General features: G+C 69.9%; 14 protein-coding genes. 8 read left to right on the plus strand and 6 right to left on the minus strand.

Annotated elements, in window-relative coordinates; all coding sequences use genetic code 11:
* Positions 1-76: 76 nt before the first annotated feature.
* Together GF068_RS10920 and GF068_RS10925 are read right to left on the minus strand one after the other, a co-directional pair.
* Positions 77-1,249, minus strand: a complete 1,173-nt coding sequence (locus GF068_RS10920; RefSeq protein WP_153819315.1) for a class I SAM-dependent methyltransferase — start codon at positions 1,247-1,249, stop codon at positions 77-79.
* Positions 1,250-1,308: 59 nt separating this feature from the next.
* On the minus strand, positions 1,309-1,791 hold the full coding sequence (locus GF068_RS10925) for a hypothetical protein (protein ID WP_153819316.1): 483 nt from the start codon (positions 1,789-1,791) through the stop codon (positions 1,309-1,311).
* A gap of 430 nt (positions 1,792-2,221) precedes the next feature.
* Here GF068_RS10925 and GF068_RS10930 point away from each other — a divergent pair, with 430 nt between their 5' ends.
* A complete protein-coding gene (locus GF068_RS10930) occupies positions 2,222-3,187 on the plus strand; it encodes a DUF72 domain-containing protein (RefSeq protein WP_170319422.1) in 966 nt (321 codons plus the stop codon).
* A gap of 41 nt (positions 3,188-3,228) precedes the next feature.
* Here the strand turns inward: GF068_RS10930 and GF068_RS10935 are convergent, their stop codons facing one another.
* Positions 3,229-3,843, minus strand: coding sequence for an outer membrane beta-barrel protein (locus GF068_RS10935; protein ID WP_153819318.1), 615 nt, complete (start codon positions 3,841-3,843; stop codon positions 3,229-3,231).
* A 356-nt stretch (positions 3,844-4,199) separates the two neighbouring features.
* Between GF068_RS10935 and GF068_RS10940 the strand changes: the two genes are divergently transcribed.
* The 4 genes from GF068_RS10940 to GF068_RS10955 are packed head-to-tail and all read left to right on the plus strand — an operon-like array spanning position 4,200 to position 8,494.
* Complete coding sequence (locus GF068_RS10940) at positions 4,200-4,592, plus strand: hypothetical protein (protein ID WP_153819319.1); 393 nt, start codon at positions 4,200-4,202, stop codon at positions 4,590-4,592.
* Positions 4,593-4,610: 18 nt separating this feature from the next.
* On the plus strand, positions 4,611-5,471 hold the full coding sequence (locus tag GF068_RS10945; protein ID WP_153819320.1) for an MbnB/TglH/ChrH family RiPP precursor modification enzyme: 861 nt from the start codon (positions 4,611-4,613) through the stop codon (positions 5,469-5,471).
* Entirely contained in the window at positions 5,464-6,258 is a 795-nt protein-coding gene (locus GF068_RS10950) for an HvfC family peptide modification chaperone (protein WP_153819321.1), read from the plus strand. Before GF068_RS10945 ends, GF068_RS10950 begins: the two co-directional genes overlap by 8 nt.
* A gap of 25 nt (positions 6,259-6,283) precedes the next feature.
* Positions 6,284-8,494 carry a bifunctional serine/threonine-protein kinase/formylglycine-generating enzyme family protein gene (locus GF068_RS10955; protein ID WP_153819322.1) on the plus strand — a complete coding sequence of 737 codons (2,211 nt, stop codon included), beginning with the start codon at positions 6,284-6,286 and terminating at the stop codon, positions 8,492-8,494.
* Here the strand turns inward: GF068_RS10955 and GF068_RS10960 are convergent.
* Positions 8,415-9,014, minus strand: coding sequence for a phosphatase PAP2 family protein (locus GF068_RS10960; protein WP_206079441.1), 600 nt, complete (start codon positions 9,012-9,014; stop codon positions 8,415-8,417). The two genes, GF068_RS10955 and GF068_RS10960, sit on opposite strands and share 80 nt — an antisense overlap.
* Positions 9,015-9,115: 101 nt before the next feature.
* Between GF068_RS10960 and GF068_RS10965 the strand changes: the two genes are divergently transcribed.
* Together GF068_RS10965 and GF068_RS10970 are read left to right on the plus strand one after the other, a co-directional pair.
* A complete protein-coding gene (locus tag GF068_RS10965; RefSeq protein ID WP_240806828.1) occupies positions 9,116-10,594 on the plus strand; it encodes a hypothetical protein in 1,479 nt (492 codons plus the stop codon).
* A complete protein-coding gene (locus GF068_RS10970) occupies positions 10,591-12,456 on the plus strand; it encodes a HEAT repeat domain-containing protein (protein ID WP_338046321.1) in 1,866 nt (621 codons plus the stop codon). The genes GF068_RS10965 and GF068_RS10970 overlap by 4 nt, the downstream gene beginning before the upstream one ends.
* 316 nt (positions 12,457-12,772) lie before the next feature.
* Here GF068_RS10970 and GF068_RS10975 read toward each other — a convergent pair whose 3' ends face one another.
* Entirely contained in the window at positions 12,773-13,711 is a 939-nt protein-coding gene (locus GF068_RS10975; RefSeq protein WP_153819323.1) for a TIGR01777 family oxidoreductase, read from the minus strand.
* Between the two features lie 17 nt (positions 13,712-13,728).
* Between GF068_RS10975 and GF068_RS10980 the strand changes: the two genes are divergently transcribed.
* Positions 13,729-14,820 (plus strand): hypothetical protein, encoded by a 1,092-nt coding sequence (locus GF068_RS10980; RefSeq protein ID WP_153819324.1) that lies wholly within the window; start codon positions 13,729-13,731, stop codon positions 14,818-14,820.
* Here the strand turns inward: GF068_RS10980 and GF068_RS10985 are convergent.
* Positions 14,801-15,589: an acyl-CoA desaturase gene (locus tag GF068_RS10985; protein ID WP_153819831.1), complete on the minus strand. Its 789-nt coding sequence runs from the start codon at positions 15,587-15,589 to the stop codon at positions 14,801-14,803. The two genes, GF068_RS10980 and GF068_RS10985, sit on opposite strands and share 20 nt — an antisense overlap.
* Positions 15,590-15,843: the final 254 nt, after the last annotated feature.

A 15,843-nucleotide genomic window follows, 5' to 3' on the forward strand; every position in this document is an offset into this window, starting at 1 on the left:
AACATGCGTCCTTTCCCGGGCGACGTTCGCCTGGGCGATCGATCCGCCGACCCCGCCAGGCGCTTGGCGCATGGGTTCAACTGGTCCGGAACGGCTTGCGCCCGGACGCCGCGATGATGGGCCATACCGCGTAACCGCGGTCGCTGAGGATGGTCTCCATGTGGGCCCGCAGGCCCTTCTCGACGTCGGCGTGCAGCGAAGGATCGGCGCCAGCCGCCGCGCCAAACTGCCAGGCGACGCGGATCCAGAGCTCGACCACGCGCGCGAGGTCGTTCGGATCGGAGTTCGTGTTGCTGACGTTGATCTGGCTGATCTTGATGTCCTCGAGCCCCGCGCCCTGGAGGAGGAACCGACCCTTCGGGCCCATGTCGAGGTCGACGCCGCCCTGACGGCTCACCTGGAGGAAGCTCTTGTACCCCTGCTGGATGACCTCCTCATTCGGGTATCCCACCATACAGGAAAGCATCTCGTTCGTGATGTAGATACGACCGCCGGGGCGGCATATCCGCACGAGCTCGTGGAGGATCTTCTCGGGCTGGTGGAAGATCTGGAGCGATAGCCGGCAAGCCACGAAGTCGAACGAGTTGTCCGCGAGGAGGAGCGCCGCGGCGTCGCCGTATTGATACTCGATGTTCTCCAGGCCGTAATCCGATACCACCTGACGGGCATACCGGAGGAGAGGCCTCGAATGATCGACCCCGACGAGATACTCGGGCCGGAAGTCACGCTGGATGAAGATGTCGAAGCAGCCGAGGCCACAGCAGATGTCCGCCACCCGGAGCCCCGGCCGCAAGCCGTGCTGCACGAGGATGTCCTGCTCGTGGTTCCAGATGAGCTTCTCCTGCATCCGGAGGACGTTGATGAACTCGTCGTCCTCGAGCACCGGCTGGGTCGGATAGAGGGCCTTGTCATAGACCTCGATCGTGACGGCCGGATAGAGCTCGGCGATGACCTGGAACTTCCGTATGGCCCAGGGTATGACGCTCGAAAGGACGAACTTGATGCGCAGGTCGGGGCGCGCGTGAGCCACCCACCGCACGAAGCGGTTCAGCTCGAGGAACGCGACGTTGTTCATGTACTTGAGGCGCTTCAAGTTCACGCACAACGTGCCCCGCGCGCTCCGCGCGGCCTGCTCGAGCGAGCTCCGGACCGAGGCCATCTCCTCGGCGACGAACGGGCGGAGCGTCCCCGTGAGGGTCACCTCCTGCTCCTCGTTGCCCGTCAGGCGCATGTTGAGCGCCACGGGCATACATGAAGGAGGGACCCCTGAGGAAGGCGTACCAGAAGACGCGGGAGCGATGGAGTTGCTCATACCTCCCCCATTTCGTCCACCTCGGGCAGCTCGAGGAAGAGGCTCAACCTGTCCTGCCCCGGCGGCTCGGATATGGTGAGGGTGCAGGTGTACACGGCAGCAAGCTCGAGCAAACCGAGCATCGTATCCTCGCCCTCCGCCGGCTCCTCGAGCCTGGCGCGATACCAGCTCTTCAGATCGGGTTGATTCACGATCTGCACGGCCATACGGTAAAACACTCGATTCTGCTCGGTGACCGGGAGCGTGAGCTGCAGGACCACGTGCCGGCCTCGCTTGCGGAAGATGAGGTCGATCTGCCCCTCGGGCGCGTGGTTGCGATAGATGACCTCGAGCAGCTCGTTGATGAACGTCGAAAGCAGCGTCGCATGACGCTCGGGGTCACCCTCGTTCGCGCTCACGTAACGGGCGAGATAGTTGGCGAGCAGGTGGCAGTGACCCCACTCCCGCGCAAAGCCGCCTACCGTAAACCGAGCCGCCATGATCATCCTGTATCGGCTCGTGGCGAAGTCGGCTTCCATGGGCGGAGCCGGTGTGATGGTCTTGACAATCGACATCGGGACCTCGAAGGCGGCCGACCGTCGGCCTAGAAAGGCTAGCCGGTCCCGACGTCGACGTCGAGTGCCGTCTGTCCAACCGTGGTTACTCGCGACGTGTCTCAACATGCTCTGCAAGTGACCGTTCGCGCACGCGCGGGTAGCAGCTACCATGCCACCCCTATCACGAGTCAACACAGTCCGTTCACCAAAGCACGATGCCCACGTCAGGCGGCGCCGAACCGTAGAAGCTACATACGAACGTAGCGCGGCACACCTGAAATCCACCGCCAAACCCTGGGGTTTGTCCGCGGCGAGACGGAACAACCATCACGTGCTAGGTTCGTCGCGGCTCGCCCAGCCCAAGGTGGTTACGATGAAGCAGCTCGTGTTGTTCTCGGGGAGGGCAGAGCCCGAGCTCCCCGAGATCGATGCAGACCGCGCGCTCGCACGAGAGCTCGCGCCCGAGGTCCGCCTCGGGACGTCCACCTGGACGTTTCCCGGGTGGCGCGGAATTTTCTACCCGCGCGAGATCGCCGAGCGCGAGATCACGACCCGCGGGCTCCACCTCTATGCACAGAACCCGCTCTTCCGCACGGTGGGGATCGATCGGAGCTACTACGCGCCGCTGCGCAGCGAGGAGCTCGCGCGGTACCGCGACGATCTGCCCGACGGGTACGGCTGCGCCATGAAGGTGTGGAGCGGTATCGTGGCGCGGCGGGATCCACACACGGGCGAGCGCTCCCGCTCGTTCCTCGATCCACGCGCGTTCGAAGACCACGTGCTCGCGCCGATCGAGCGGAGCTTCTCCCGGAACGTGGGCGTGTTGCTCCTCGTGCTTTCGCCGATACGCGCCGAGGAGCGGATGGATCCCGCGGAGCTCGCCGAGCGGCTCGATCGGTTCTTCGAAGAGGCGCCACGATCGTTTCGTTACGCGGTGGAGCTCCGCAACCCGGAGCTGCTCTCGAGGGCGTACCTCGACGCGCTCGCGCGACACGGGGTGACCCACGTGCTCGGGCTCTGGGAGCGAATGCCCACGATCGGCCGTCAGCTCGCCGTGCCGAAGATCCTCACGGCGCCGCTCGTCGTGTGCCGACTGTCCATCCGGCCCGGCGAGCGATACGAAGAGAGGAGGCGGATCTGCGCGCCGTTCGACAAGATCGTCTCCCCCGACGAGGAGAGCCGCGGCGACGTCGTCGAGGTCGCGAAGCGCTGCGCCCACGAGGGGCGGAGCCTCATGGTGCTGGTGAACAACAAAGTGGAGGGCTCGGCGCCGCTGACCGTTCGCGCGCTCGCGCGGCGGATCGTGGCGTCGACGGGACGTGCGTCCTGGACGAAATGAGGCGGACGCCCGCGGGGTCCGCCTCTTGGTCGTTCAGGCGCTCAGAAGCCGCCGCCGACCTGCGCCAGGAGGCTCCAGGTGTCGGCGCCGGGCTCGTCGCCGGCAGGCGTGATGGGCGAGCCCAGGTTGTCGAAGAACGCCGGGCGGTAGTTGAAGCGCGCGCCGACCTTGATGTTCTCGGTGAGCAAGCGGTCGGCGCCCACGCCGACGGGCACGACGAGCGTGAAGGCGTCGCCGTAGTTGCCCGCGAAGCCGGCGTAACCGACGCCGCCGACGACGAAGGGCTGCAGCGGCAGAGCGTTGGCGGCGGCGAGGTTGTAGCGGAGGCCCGCGTCGAGGGAGGTCATCACGAGCGAGTCGCGCGTGTCGGCGCGGGTGTTGGCGCTGCCGAGGTAGTTGCCCTCGAGGGCCCAGCGATCGTTGATCGCGCCCGTGATACGCACGTTCCAGCCGACGCCGAGGCTGCCGACGCCGCCGAGGAAGCCGACGACACCGGCGCCGCCTTCCACGGAGAACGACTGCGGCCGCGGGACCCTCTGGATGACGGGTTCATCGGCAGGAGGCATGCCTCCCTGGTTGTTCTGCGCGTGAGCCAACGTCGGCGCTCCCAGAGCGGCGAAAGCGAGCACGGCCGCCACGATTCGTCCGGTGGTCATTGCTTCCTCCTCAGCTATGGATCGAGGCGCGTTGCCGGGAACGAGCCTCGCCTTTGGTGCGTCCCGGTGCACGCTGCGGGCCACGAGGGCTGTGCAGGTCGGACCCTGCACGTCCAGACGGGCGACCCGGACCCGAGGGATGTAACGAGGGCGGATGGCGGCCGCGCGAGGCGCGTGGTCAAGGAGCACGGCGGCGCGAGGGCGGGTGTCAAGCCTTTCTTGTTGCCGCCCGGGGGGCTTCGGGCAGAGAGTAGACGGAGCGACGCGCAGGCCTCGGGAGGGGCGCGGATCCAGGGCAGCGGAACCGCGAGGGGGTGGAGGCCGTAGTTGGTGGACCAAGGATCGAGGAGCAGACGATGAACGCGAAGAGCATTTACGAGACCCTCGCGGCGCTCGGCGCGAGCGCGATGATCGCCGGTTGTGCCGGGACGCAGGAGCCGGTGAAGGCCGCGGAGGAGCCGCAGGCCGAGGCGCCCGCAGAGGCCGCGCCGGCAGAGAAGACCGAGGAGGCGGCGGGGACGGAGGCCGCAGGGGCGACGAACGCGGCGGCGGCGCCCGCGGAGGCGCCGAAAGAAGCGGCGGCTCCGGCGGCGACGACGACGCCCGCGCCCGCGGCAGCGCCCGCGCCCGCAGCGACGCCGGCCCCGGCGAAGGCAGCGGCGCCGGCGCCGAAGCCCGCGGCGAAGAAGGCCGCGGCGCCCAAGAAGGCCGGCGCGGAGGCGGCCTGCGGCGAAGGATCCTGCGCGTAGAGGGTGGCTCTCGGGACGATGATCACAGGGGTCGGGCTGGGGCTCCGGTTCGACTTCCTCGACGACGTGCTCGCGCGGGTCGAGGCGGACGCGCCGCTCGGCCCCGTGCGTTTTTTCGAGGTCGCGCCGGAGAACTACATGCGCCGGGGCGGGTTCATCCCGGCGGCGCTCGAGCGGATCGCCGCGCGTTTTCCGCTGCTCTCGCACGGCCTGTCGATGTCGCTCGGCGGGCTCGATCCCTTCGATGACGCCTACATGCGCGAGCTCGCCGCGTTCACGCGGAGGTTCGGCGTGCCGTTCCACTCGGATCACCTGTGTTTCTCGGGGATACGAGGGCGGATGGCGCACGAGCTCTTGCCGCTTCCGCTGACGGTCGGGGCCGCGAAGTACGTGGCCTCGCGCGCGCGGGAGGCCGAGGATCGGCTCGGCGTGCCGATGGTGGTCGAGAACATCACGCGGTACGTCGTGCCGGGCAGGCCCGAGCTCGGCGAGGCGGCGTTCCTCGCGGAGGTGCTCGATCGTTCGGGGTCGAAGCTCCTGCTCGACGTGAACAACGTGTTCGTGAACGCGATCAACGATGGGCAGGATCCGCTCGTGTTCCTCGCGGAGATCCCGCTCGATCGGGTGGCCGCGATCCACGTGGCGGGCCACGAGAAGCGCGCCGGGACGGACCTCGTCATCGACACGCACGGCGCGGACGTGGTGGGCGAGGTGCTGTCGTTGCTCACGTGGACCGTCGAGCGGACGGGGCCCGTGCCGGTGGTGCTGGAGCGGGATCACGCGATCCCGCCGCTCGACGAGCTGCTCGCGGAGGTCACGCGCGTGGAGGCGGCCTACCAGGCAGGGCTCGCGGCGTGGGAGGCGCGGGATCGTGGTTGAAGAGGAGGAGGGGCGGGCCGCGATCGCGGAGGTCGCGGAGGTGTTCGCGGCGGTCGTGCAGGGTCCGCCGGAGGACGGGCGCGTCGGGATTTACAGGTCGCTCGTTCGGCGCGGGATCGTGTCGGCGGTGCGGGCGCAGATGCCACGCACGGCGCGAGCGCTCGGGGCGCGGTTCGAGGCGACCGTCGATCGATGGCTCGACGAGGCGCTGCCGAGCTCGCCGTACCTGCGCGACGCGGCGGCCGAGCTCGTCGGCTGGGCGGCGCCGCGCTGGGCGGAGGATCCCGCGGTTTCGCCGTGGATTCCGGATCTAGGACGTTACGAGGTCGTACGGTTCGAGGTGGCGGCGGCGCCCGCGGCGAGCCAGCCGAGCGGCGCGGCACTCGCGCTCGATCGGGCGGTGTGTTTCGGGGCTGGGGCGCGCGTCGTTTCGTACCGGTGGGCGGTGCACAGGTGGGCGGAGGACGCGCCGGGCGCGCCCGAGGAAGAACCCACGGCCCTCCTGCTCTACCGGGACGGGGCGCACGAGGTCCGGTGCCTCGTGCTCTCGCCGCTCGCGGCCACGATCCTCGCGCGGCTCGTCGGGGGAGCGCGGCTCGGGGAGGCGGTGACGGAGGCGTGCGCGGAGCGCGGGGAGCCGCTCGGCGAGGCCGTCTTGCGCGGCACGGCGGAGGTGCTCGCGGACCTCGGGGAGCGCGGGGTGGTCCTCGGCGCGGCCGAGCACGGAAATCACGATCCGATCACGCACGCGGGGACCGAGCGCGGTATAGTCGCGGGCGAACAATGAGCCGAAGGCACCTCAGCGTTTGCCCATGACGACGAGCCAGCAAAACGACCCGCTCGGCATCACGGGGACGATCCTCGCCGAGAAATACCGGATCGACTCGATGATCGGCGAGGGTGGCTTCAGCGTCGTCTACCGCGCCGAGCACCTCATCTGGCAGCAGCCGGTCGCGATCAAGTGCTTCCGCATCCTCGCGCAGGCGCCCGAGAACAAGCGCGACGAGCTGCTCGACGGCTTCATCCAGGAGGGCCGCCTGCTCGCGAGCCTGTCGAGCCGCTCGGCGGCGATCGTGCAAGCGCGCGACATCGGCAAGTTCACGACCGCGGACGGGATGTGGATCCCGTACATGGTGCTCGAGTGGCTCGAGGGCAAGACGCTCGATCACGTGCTCTTCGAGGAGCGCGTCGCGGGCGCGAAGCCGCGCGAGATCCACGAGGCGCTCGCGTTGCTCGAGCCGGTCGCGGTGGCGCTGGAGATCGCGCACGCGAAGAACATCGCGCACCGCGACATCAAGCCCGCGAACGTCTTCGTCATCGGCGACCCGCGCGGGGCCTCGCCGTTCACGAAGATCCTCGACTTCGGCATCGCGAAGGTGATGGCCGATCACGCGGCGGCGACGGCCGAGCTCGCGCAGACGGGCAAGGAGATCACGGCGTTCACCCCGAACTACGGGGCGCCCGAGCAGTTCAGCCGATCGTACGGCGCGACGGGGCCGTGGACCGACGTGTTCGCGATGGCGCTCATCGTGGTCGAGGTGCTGCGCGGCGGGATCCCGGCGTTCGAGGGGGACGACTTCATCCAGTTCGCGGTCGCGAGCCGCGATCCGACCCGCAGGCCGACGCCGCGCACGCTCGGCGTGCCCGTCTCGCCCGAGGTCGAGGCGGTGTTCGAGAAGGCGCTCGCGGTCGCGCCGACCGATCGGTATCCGTCGATGGGCCGCTTCTGGGCCGCGCTGCACGAGGCGGTGTTCCCGGACATCGCGTGGAACCCGGGGACGACGAGCGGCGTGTCGTCGTCGATCACGTCGTCGCCGGGCGGCAGGAGCGCGTCACGCGCGAGCATGCCGGGCCCGCTGCAGGAGACGCTGCCGCGCCCGAGCGGCGGGACGGCGATGATGGAGGGAGCGCCGTCCTTGCCGGCGCTGCCGGGGCCGACGCAGAACGCGCCGCAAGCGCCGTTCACCGGCCCTGTGCCGATGGCGACGAGCAACACGGACCGCGCGCCGGTCGCGGATCAAGGCAAGGGGCTGATGGCGTTCGCGGCCGTCGCGGCGATCGCGCTGCTCGGCGGGAGCTTCGCGGCGTACAAGATGTTCACGAAGCCCGCGGGCAACACGCCTACGGTGGGATCGAGCGCGCCCGTGGCGAGCGCTCTGCCGAGCGCGAGCGCGTCGGTGATGGCGACGGCGGCGCGGCCGACGGAGTGCCCGGCGGGGATGGTGCTCGTGCCGGGCGGCAAGTTCTTCATGGGCTCGGACGAACCGTCGTTCAAGCTGTGGCAACCGGCGCACAAGGTCATCCTCGACACGTTCTGCGTCGACCTGCACGAGGTGACGGCGGCCGAGTACAAGGAGTGCTCGGACCAGGGCGAATGCAAGCGCCCGGAGGCCGCGCCGAACTGGCCGAAGGTCGCGGGCAGCACGGACGAGGAGCACGAGAAGAAGCGCGAGGCATACGCGGAGCTCTGCACGTTCGGCAAGGCGGGCCGCGAGAGCCACCCGGTCAACTGCGTGAGCTGGTTCCAGGCCGACGGGTACTGCAAGTGGCGCAAGAAGCGCCTGCCCACGGAGGCGGAGTGGGAGTACGCGGCGCGTGGCTCCGACGGGCGCAAGTTCCCCTGGGGCGACGACGACGCCGCGGCGGGGCACATGAACGCGGGCGGCAAGGAGTGGGCGGCGTGGGAGAAGGCGCAGGGCCTCAAGCTCACGGGCACGCTCTACGACATCGACGACGGCTACGCGGGCACGGCGCCGGTGGGCAGCTTCCCGAAGGGCAAGACGCGCTTCGGCGCGGACGACTTCGTGGGCAACGTGTGGGAGTGGACCGCGGACTGGTACGAGACGTACAAGGCCGAGGAGGAGATCAACCCGAAGGGCGCGCCCGCGGGTGATCGGAAGGCGATCCGCGGCGGCGGCTTCAACGGCGGCGTGTTGCTGTGGCTCAATCCTGCGATGCGGTTCCACCAGGTGCCGGACGCGACGACGCCGGTGATCGGGTTCCGCTGCGTGATGAACCTTTGAGCTCGAAGCGCGGGCCGTAACGCGCGACGAGCAAGCCGATCGACGTGCCGACGAGCGCGCCCGCGAGGATGTCGCTCGGGTAGTGCACGCCGAGGAAACAACGCGACCAGGCGACGAGCGCGGCGAAGACGAACGCGGGGACGGCGAAGCGAGGCCACGCGGACGCGACGAAGGCCGCGAAGGCGAACGAGCCGGCGGCGTGTCCACTCGGGAAGGAGTGTCCGCCCGGGGAGCTGATGAAGACGGGCTCGCAGGCGGCGAGCACGTCGCAAGGGCGGGCGCGGCCGACGAGGGCCTTCACGGTGGAGACGAGCGCGCTCGTGGCGACGAGGGCGGCGATGAGGCGCGCCGTCGTGGCGCGGGTCTCTTCGCGCACGAGGAAGGGGACGAGCCCGAACATGCCCCAGCCGCCGCCGACGACGGTGACGGCGACGAAGAGGGGCGTGGCCCAGGCGGGCGAGCCGTGGGCGGCGCGGAGGAGGGCCTCGTCGGCCGCGGAGATCACATCGAGGAGGTGCAAAGCGCCGAAGGATAGTCTCGCGAGGCCCCTGCGGTCGACGGTTGGGGCTTCGGCTCGCCTTTGGCGCCCTACGCCCCAAACCCCTGCTAGGTTGTCTGCCCGTGCCGGTCCCGGACCATCTCCTCGGCGAAACGTCGGTGACGGGGCCGCTCGGCTCCCTCGCCTTGTCCCAGGTGCGCCCTGGGAGCACCGTGCTCGCGCTCCGGGCGGTGAAGTGGCACGAGGGGCTCGGGCGGCTCGGCGTCGTCTTGCCCTTCGCGCTCGTGCACGACGTGGGGCTGCTCTTCGCGACGTCGCGTGATCACGTGGAGCTCGGCCCGCGCGTGGAGCCGGCGTCCATCGCGCGGGGCATGCCCGATCTCTTGCGGCTGCTCGACAGCTACCGGCGCGTGCTCGAGGAGCTCGGGCAGAGCGAGGCGGCGCGGCGCGCGCCCGAGCTCAAGATGAGCGACGACCTCGTCATCGTGCTGCTCTCGCGGCTGCTCGGCGCCGTGGCGTCGCGCGTGAACGTGCCGCCGGCGTACCGCGCGACGGTGCCGATGGATGCGTCGCTCTTCGAACGGATCGATCAACAGCTCCCGCAGCTCTTCTCCACGGCGCGGCGTGGCTTCGAGGCGTCGGCGCTCGCGGCGCTGGAGGTCTCGCGGCTCTTCGTGCTGACGATGACGGACGCGCTCGACCTCGACACGCTGCGGCTCTTCGGCATGCTCGGCGCCGATGGCGCGGGCGGCGCGCTCACGCAGGTCGATCTTCTCGCGGCGCTGGAGTCGCCGGAGGCGAACGACATCGTGAACTTCTCGCTGGAGATCCTGCCGAGCGTGCTGGAGACGAAGACGCGCCCCGCGGCTGGGACGACGGCGGCGCACGGCTACTCGGGGATCGGGACGCGTGGATCGATCGACGGGCTCGTGCTCACGGAGCTCGCGTGGGACGACCTCGAGCTCGCGCGCAGGTTGCTCGACAACGAGGTGCTCTACTACGCGCGCGAGCAGAGCCGCGACGAGCAGCGGCGGGTGCACTACCTGCTCGTCGACGCGTCGGCCTCGATGCGCGGCGACCGGCAGACATTTGCGCGCGGGATGGCGATCGCGACCGCGAAGAAGCTCCTGCTCGAGGGCGAGGACGTCGCGTTCCGCTTCTTCGACGCGCGGCTCTACGAGATTCACCGGGCGCACGGCGACAAGCTGCCGACGGCGCATGTGCTCTCGTTCAAGGGTGAGCGAGGGAGGAACCCCGCGCGTGTGTTCGCGGAGCTCGCGACGGAGCTCGACCTCCACAAGCACCGCGATCCACGCACGCCCGTCGTGCACCTCTTCACGCACGCGGCGCTCTACATCCCGCGGGAGATGGTGCAGGCGGTGCGGCGCTCGGCGCACATCGCGGCCGTGTTCATCCTGCCCTCGGGCGGCAAGCTCGACCTCGACTACCTCGACCTGCTCGACACGCACTGGGTCGTCGACCACGCGACCCTGTCGAGCGGCTCGGCGCGCGCGAACGCGGCGCGATCGATCCTCGATCAGACGACGGCGTCTTCCGGGGAAGACGAGGGCAAGGGCGCGGCGAAGGGGGCCGCGGCGTGAGCGGTCGTCCGGTCGCGGATCTGCGCGAAGAGGCGCGGATGGCGAACGCGCGGGGCGACCTCGGGCGCGCCAGGCACGCGCTCGTGGCGGCGCTCGGTCAGACGATCGCGCGCGAGGAGGAGTACGCCGCCGCGGTGCGTGACCTGCGCGAGGTGCTCGTCGCGATCGGCGACATGCGCGGCGCGCTCACGCTCGACTGGTACACGGGCAGCGAGAAGGGGCAACGCGACCTCGTGACGAGCGGGCGCGTGCCGGTGATCGATCGCGCGCGCACCTACCTCGCGTGGGCGGATCGCGCCGAGGACGCCTCGCGCAAGCAGGCGCTCTACGCGAAGGCCGCGGACGAGTACGAGTCGGCGGGCCTCGTGGCGCAGGCGGCGATCGCACGGGAGCGGGGCGGCGATCTGTATCGAGCGCGCGCGCTCTGGTCGCGCCTCTCGCAGATCCTCGGCGCGTCGGGCGGGGATTTCTACGCGGCGGGGCTCGCGCGCTTCAACCTCGCGCGCACGTCCACGCGCACGGGCGAGCCCGCGGCGGCGCGCGAGGCCGTGGTCGCGGCGGTGCACCTCCTCGAGGAGGCGGCGGATCGCTACGAGACGATCGGCCAGCGCGAGCGCGCGTTCGACTGCTACCAGGTGCTCATCGCGATCGGCCGGGAGAGCGGCGAGTTCGAGCACGTGCTCGAGGGCTTCGTGAACGTGATCCGCATCCTGCGCGAGGATCACCTCCGGTACTACGCGCTGCAGTCGTACGAGGAGGCGCTCTCCGCGGCCGAGAAGCAGAAGGAGGTCTCGGCCGCGGCCACGCTCGCGCGCGAGATGAGCGCCTACGCGCGCAAGGAGGGTCTGCCGGCCGTGGCGAACTTCGGCACGCTGGCGCAGGCGCGGCTCTGGCAGGAGGTGGCCGAGGCGTCGAACGCGCGCGGCGCGCCGCCGTCGATCGCGGAGAACGCGCTGCTCGCGGCGGTGATCGCGCTCGGCGAGGCGGGGCAATACGGCAAGGTCGGCGCGGTGTACGACAAGCTCGCCGCGCTCGACCTGGAGGAGGCGCGGCGCAAGCACTACACGAACGCGCGCAAGCGGTACACCGAAGCGCAGGACCTCCGCATCGAGAGCCAGCCCTTGCCCGCGCACCTGCGCCACGAGGTCGGCTTCCCCGAGGTCTGGCACGTCGACCTCGTCGAGTGGGAGCAACGAGGCAGCGCGAGCCAGGCCGCGGGCGACGTCGTGCTCGATCCTTCCGCGTGGTCGGAGGTCACGCGCAGGCGCGCCATGCTCGCGCGGCTCACGGCGCTCGCGATCGAGGCCGAGGAGGAGGCTTCGCCGGGACGCACGGCGCAGAGCGGGCTCTACGTCACGCTCGCCGAGCAGCTCGCGCTGGTCGAGCTCTACACGATCCTCTCGCCGCTCGAGCACCTCTTCCGCAGGCCCGAGCGCGAGGTGCGGATCGCCGTGGTCCGCGCGCTCTCGCGGTTCCTGTACAAGCGCACGTTCATCACGCTGCGCGAGGCGCTCGTCGATGGTGACGGCGGCGTGATCCAGGAGGCGGCCAAGGCCCTCGAAGAGCTGCGCTTCCCGCACGCCTTCGATCCGCTCGCGCGTATCTACCGCGAGTCGCAGAGCTCCACGGTGCGCGCCTCCGCGGTGAAGGCGCTCGCGCGGATCGACACGCTCGAGGCGGCCGAGATGCTCCTCAGCGTCATCGAGCACGACGGCCGCGAGGAGCGTCAGGCGGCGCTCGAAGCCTTGAAAAGGGCGCGCGGCGCGAAGTTCGTCGACGTCGCAAAGTCGGCCCTGCCAGGGCTCTCGGGTGCGGCGCAATCGGCCGTCCGCGAGGTCCTCCGCAGCCGCGGGATCGGCTGATTTCGCCCTGGAAACAGGCGCTACCGGCCCTTGGATTCCAGTGTACGCGTACCTCTCGTAAGGGAAGTCAGGTCGAGACCGGACACGGGATTCCAACTCGTCCCGAGCGATCTGGAGACGAAGATGGCCTATTCATGGACTCGTGGACGGCGCGCTTCGGGGGGAGCGTCTCACTAGGCCGTCCCGGCCCCCGGGAAGTTGCTGCTCGACAAGGTCGACCTTTCGGCGACTCCCGGTGGCCGGCGTCTTTTGAGGCGCTTCGCCGGGGAGACGGGATCGACGAACGATCAACTCCCCGGCGAAGCGCGAGGGCCGACTACGGCTTCAAGATCGACGCGAGCGCCGGGACGAGCGACGGGTACTGGAACACGTAGCCGAGCTCCTCGGCGCGCCTCGGCACCACGCGTTGCCCCGTCGTCACGACCATCGCCGCCTCGCGCCCGAGCGCGACCTCGATCGCGACCTTTGGCGTCGTGAACCACGCGGGCCTGCGCATCACGTGGCCGATCGCGGAGGCGAGCTCCTTGCTCGTCGCGGGCTCGGGCGACACGACGTTGATCGGGCCACGCGCGCGCGTGTCGTCGAGCGCGAGCAGCGCGAGGCCCACGACGTCCTCTGCGTGCACCCACGCGATCACCTGCGTGCCCGGCGCGATCGGCCCCCCTGCGAACATCTTGAAGGGCAGGATCATCCTCTCGAGCGCGCCGCCGCCCTCGCCGAGCACGACGCCGATCCGGAGCATCACCGTGCGCACGCCGAGCGCCTCGGCCTTCGCGGCTTCGGCCTCCCAGCGCTCGACCACGTCCGCGAGGAACCCGTCGCCGCGGCTTCCGCGCTCGTCGAGCGCCTCGTCGGGCGACCGCGGGCCGTAGTACCCGACGGCGGACGCGCACACGAAGACCTCGGGCTTCTTCTCGGCGCGGCGGATGCCTTCCACGACGAGGCGGGTCGACTCGACGCGGCTCGCGACGATCACGCGGCGCGACTCGTCCGTCCAGCGTTGCGCCACGTTCTCGCCGGCGAGGTGCACGACGGCCGAGGCGCGCCCGATCTCGTCGAGCCAGGGCCCCTCGTGCGCGGGGTCCCACGCGGCGGCGGTCGCGCCCCGGGGCAGCTTGCTCTGCGCGCGGCTCGGATCACGCGTGAGCACTGTCACGCGGTCCCCGCGCCCGAGGAGCGCCTCCGTGAGGCGCCGCCCGATGAACCCGGTGCCACCCGTCAACAGGACCGTCTTCACCACGGCGCTCTTTACCATGGTAAGAGGCTACGGACATGGAACTCGAGGTCTTCCGCAAGCTCCCGCTCGGCGGCACCGATCGCCGCTCCATCGTCCAAGCGCTGGCCCAGGACGGCCTTCGTGTCGCGCGCGAGCTGCTCGCCGCGCAGCGCGCCGAGCTCAGGCCGCGCGGCGCGGGCCTCGCGAAGGACACGGCCGTCGTCATCCTCGGCGGCTCGAACGGGCTCACGCGCGCGCTCGCGGTGCAGCTCCTCTTCGGCGAACGGGCGGCCGTCTTCGGCGTGCACTACGACAGCGAGAAGATGCAGATCGGCGGCCACCACGTCGCGGCGATCGTGGAGGCGGCGGAGGCCGAGGGGCTCACGGCGCGGTTCTGGAACGCGGACGCGACGAAGCCCGAGACGGTGGAGGAGGTCGTCGCGGCGCTCCGCGGCCGGTACCGCGCCGTGCACCTCGTCAACGGCATCGCGGCGGGCGCGACGAAGCGGTACGCCGAGCACGGCCCGACGAACGTGAAGGACATCGACGTCGCGTTCGACCCGATCCTTCAGGTCCCGGATTTCAGCCGACCGGAGAACATCCGGCGCGTGGGGCTCGTGGAGGTCGAGGTCGCGACGGACACGGACATCGAGCGGACGAACCGGTTCATGGGCACGTCGTCCTTGCTCTGGGCCGAGCCGCTCGCCGCGGCGGGCCTCGTCGCGCGGGGCGAGAGCGTGGTCGCGTTCTGCGATTACGACTTCGAGCCCGACGACCCGGTTTATGCGATGGGCCCGCTCGCGGGGGCGAAGAAGCTCCAGCGCCAGACGATGCAAGAGATTCACGACCGGTTCGGGGCGCGGACGGTGCGGCTCTGTTATCCGGCGGTGGCGACGACGGCGCTCGGCGCGATCCCGGGCGGGCTGCTCATGTACGGGCTCTCGGCGCAGATCCTCGAGGAGCGTGGGCAATACCAGGACGTCCTCGAGCTCGGGGCGGCGACGGCGCCGATCTTCGCGCCGGGCTTCCAGGGCTCGATCTTGCGCCTCGACGAGGCCTATCAGGCGGCATTGCCGGAGTTCCACCGGCGCAAGGACGCGCTCTCGCCGACGAACCTGCGCGACGCGTTCACGAAGCTGTATCGATGATGGCCGACGCTGCCGGAGCCGGCTCGTAGCGGCCGACCTGGGGGTGCGCGCCGAGGTCGATGACCTTCAGGAAGGCGAGCAGCCGGATCACGGGCCACGTGGGATCGAGCTCCCAGGCGCGCACGGCGAAGTTCGGGGCCTGGCCGAACCTGTGGTGGTTGTTCTGGAAGAGCTCGCCCATCGTCAGGAAGTCGAAGGGCAGCGTATTGCGCGAGTCGTCCTTGATATCGAAATTCCGATAACCATACCGGTGACCGCACCAGTTCACGATGGCGCCGTGGACGACGCCCATCAAGAAATGCGCGGGCAGGAGCAGGAACTGCCACCAGGCGGTCGCGAACACGAGATAAAAGGCCACGTACGCCGCTCCCCAGGCGATCCGGGCGGGCCAGTCGCCGCCGAGACGATCGACGAGCTCCCACTCGGGATAACCGCCGTCGAACTTCGGCTCGGGCGTCTCGATGCGATAGGCGATGTCGTGATAACGCTTCTTCGTCCCCCACATCATCGCAAAAGGATTGCCGGTGTGGCGCGGCGAATGCGGGTCGCGCTCGGTGTCGCTGTAGGCGTGGTGGTGCCTGTGCAGGATCGCGTAGGCCCGCGGGACGAGGAACGAGGAGCCCTGGGAGACGAACGTGAGCAGGTAAAAGAAGCGCTCCCAGCCCTTGCTCATCGTGAACATGCGGTGGGAGGCATAGCGGTGAAGGAAAAACGTCTGGCAAAATATGGAGAGCATCCAGTGCCCGACGAAGAACAACACGATTGCCATCCCCTGGTCGTAGGCGAGGTCGGGTGCGCGCACCGTCACGGGAGGGTCATCTTTCGGTCTGACCGTGAACCGCGCCCGGGTGGGAAGCGTGGAAACCACCTCACGTGCCGCGCGCCTTTTCGCGCGGGGGCTTGAATGCGCGCCTGGCTCTGCCGTCCAAGCCCTTTGGCCGAGCGCCGATCGGGGACCCGAGCCCGTTCGCGCGTGAGGCTCGCCTTTTGGCTTGCTTGCGTCCGAAACCTCGCTCGGCTCCG

The sequence above is a fragment of the Polyangium spumosum genome (genome assembly GCF_009649845.1).
Taxonomy (GTDB): domain Bacteria; phylum Myxococcota_A; class Polyangia; order Polyangiales; family Polyangiaceae; genus Polyangium; species Polyangium spumosum.

Bases quoted from the DNA above. Each gene is read 5' to 3' on its own strand.
- GF068_RS10980 (WP_153819324.1), top strand. From the start codon at position 13,729: ATGGAACTCGAGGTCTTCCGCAAGCTCCCGCTCGGCGGCACCGATCGC.
- GF068_RS10920 (WP_153819315.1), bottom strand. From the start codon at position 1,249: ATGCCCGTGGCGCTCAACATGCGCCTGACGGGCAACGAGGAGCAGGAG.
- GF068_RS10925 (WP_153819316.1), bottom strand. From the start codon at position 1,791: ATGGCGGCTCGGTTTACGGTAGGCGGCTTTGCGCGGGAGTGGGGTCAC.
- GF068_RS10985 (WP_153819831.1), bottom strand. From the start codon at position 15,589: ATGGCAATCGTGTTGTTCTTCGTCGGGCACTGGATGCTCTCCATATTT.
- GF068_RS10945 (WP_153819320.1), top strand. From the start codon at position 4,611: ATGATCACAGGGGTCGGGCTGGGGCTCCGGTTCGACTTCCTCGACGAC.
- GF068_RS10940 (WP_153819319.1), top strand. From the start codon at position 4,200: ATGAACGCGAAGAGCATTTACGAGACCCTCGCGGCGCTCGGCGCGAGC.
- GF068_RS10975 (WP_153819323.1), bottom strand. From the start codon at position 13,711: ATGGTAAAGAGCGCCGTGGTGAAGACGGTCCTGTTGACGGGTGGCACC.
- GF068_RS10955 (WP_153819322.1), top strand. From the start codon at position 6,284: ATGACGACGAGCCAGCAAAACGACCCGCTCGGCATCACGGGGACGATC.
- GF068_RS10935 (WP_153819318.1), bottom strand. From the start codon at position 3,843: ATGACCACCGGACGAATCGTGGCGGCCGTGCTCGCTTTCGCCGCTCTG.
- GF068_RS10930 (WP_170319422.1), top strand. From the start codon at position 2,222: ATGAAGCAGCTCGTGTTGTTCTCGGGGAGGGCAGAGCCCGAGCTCCCC.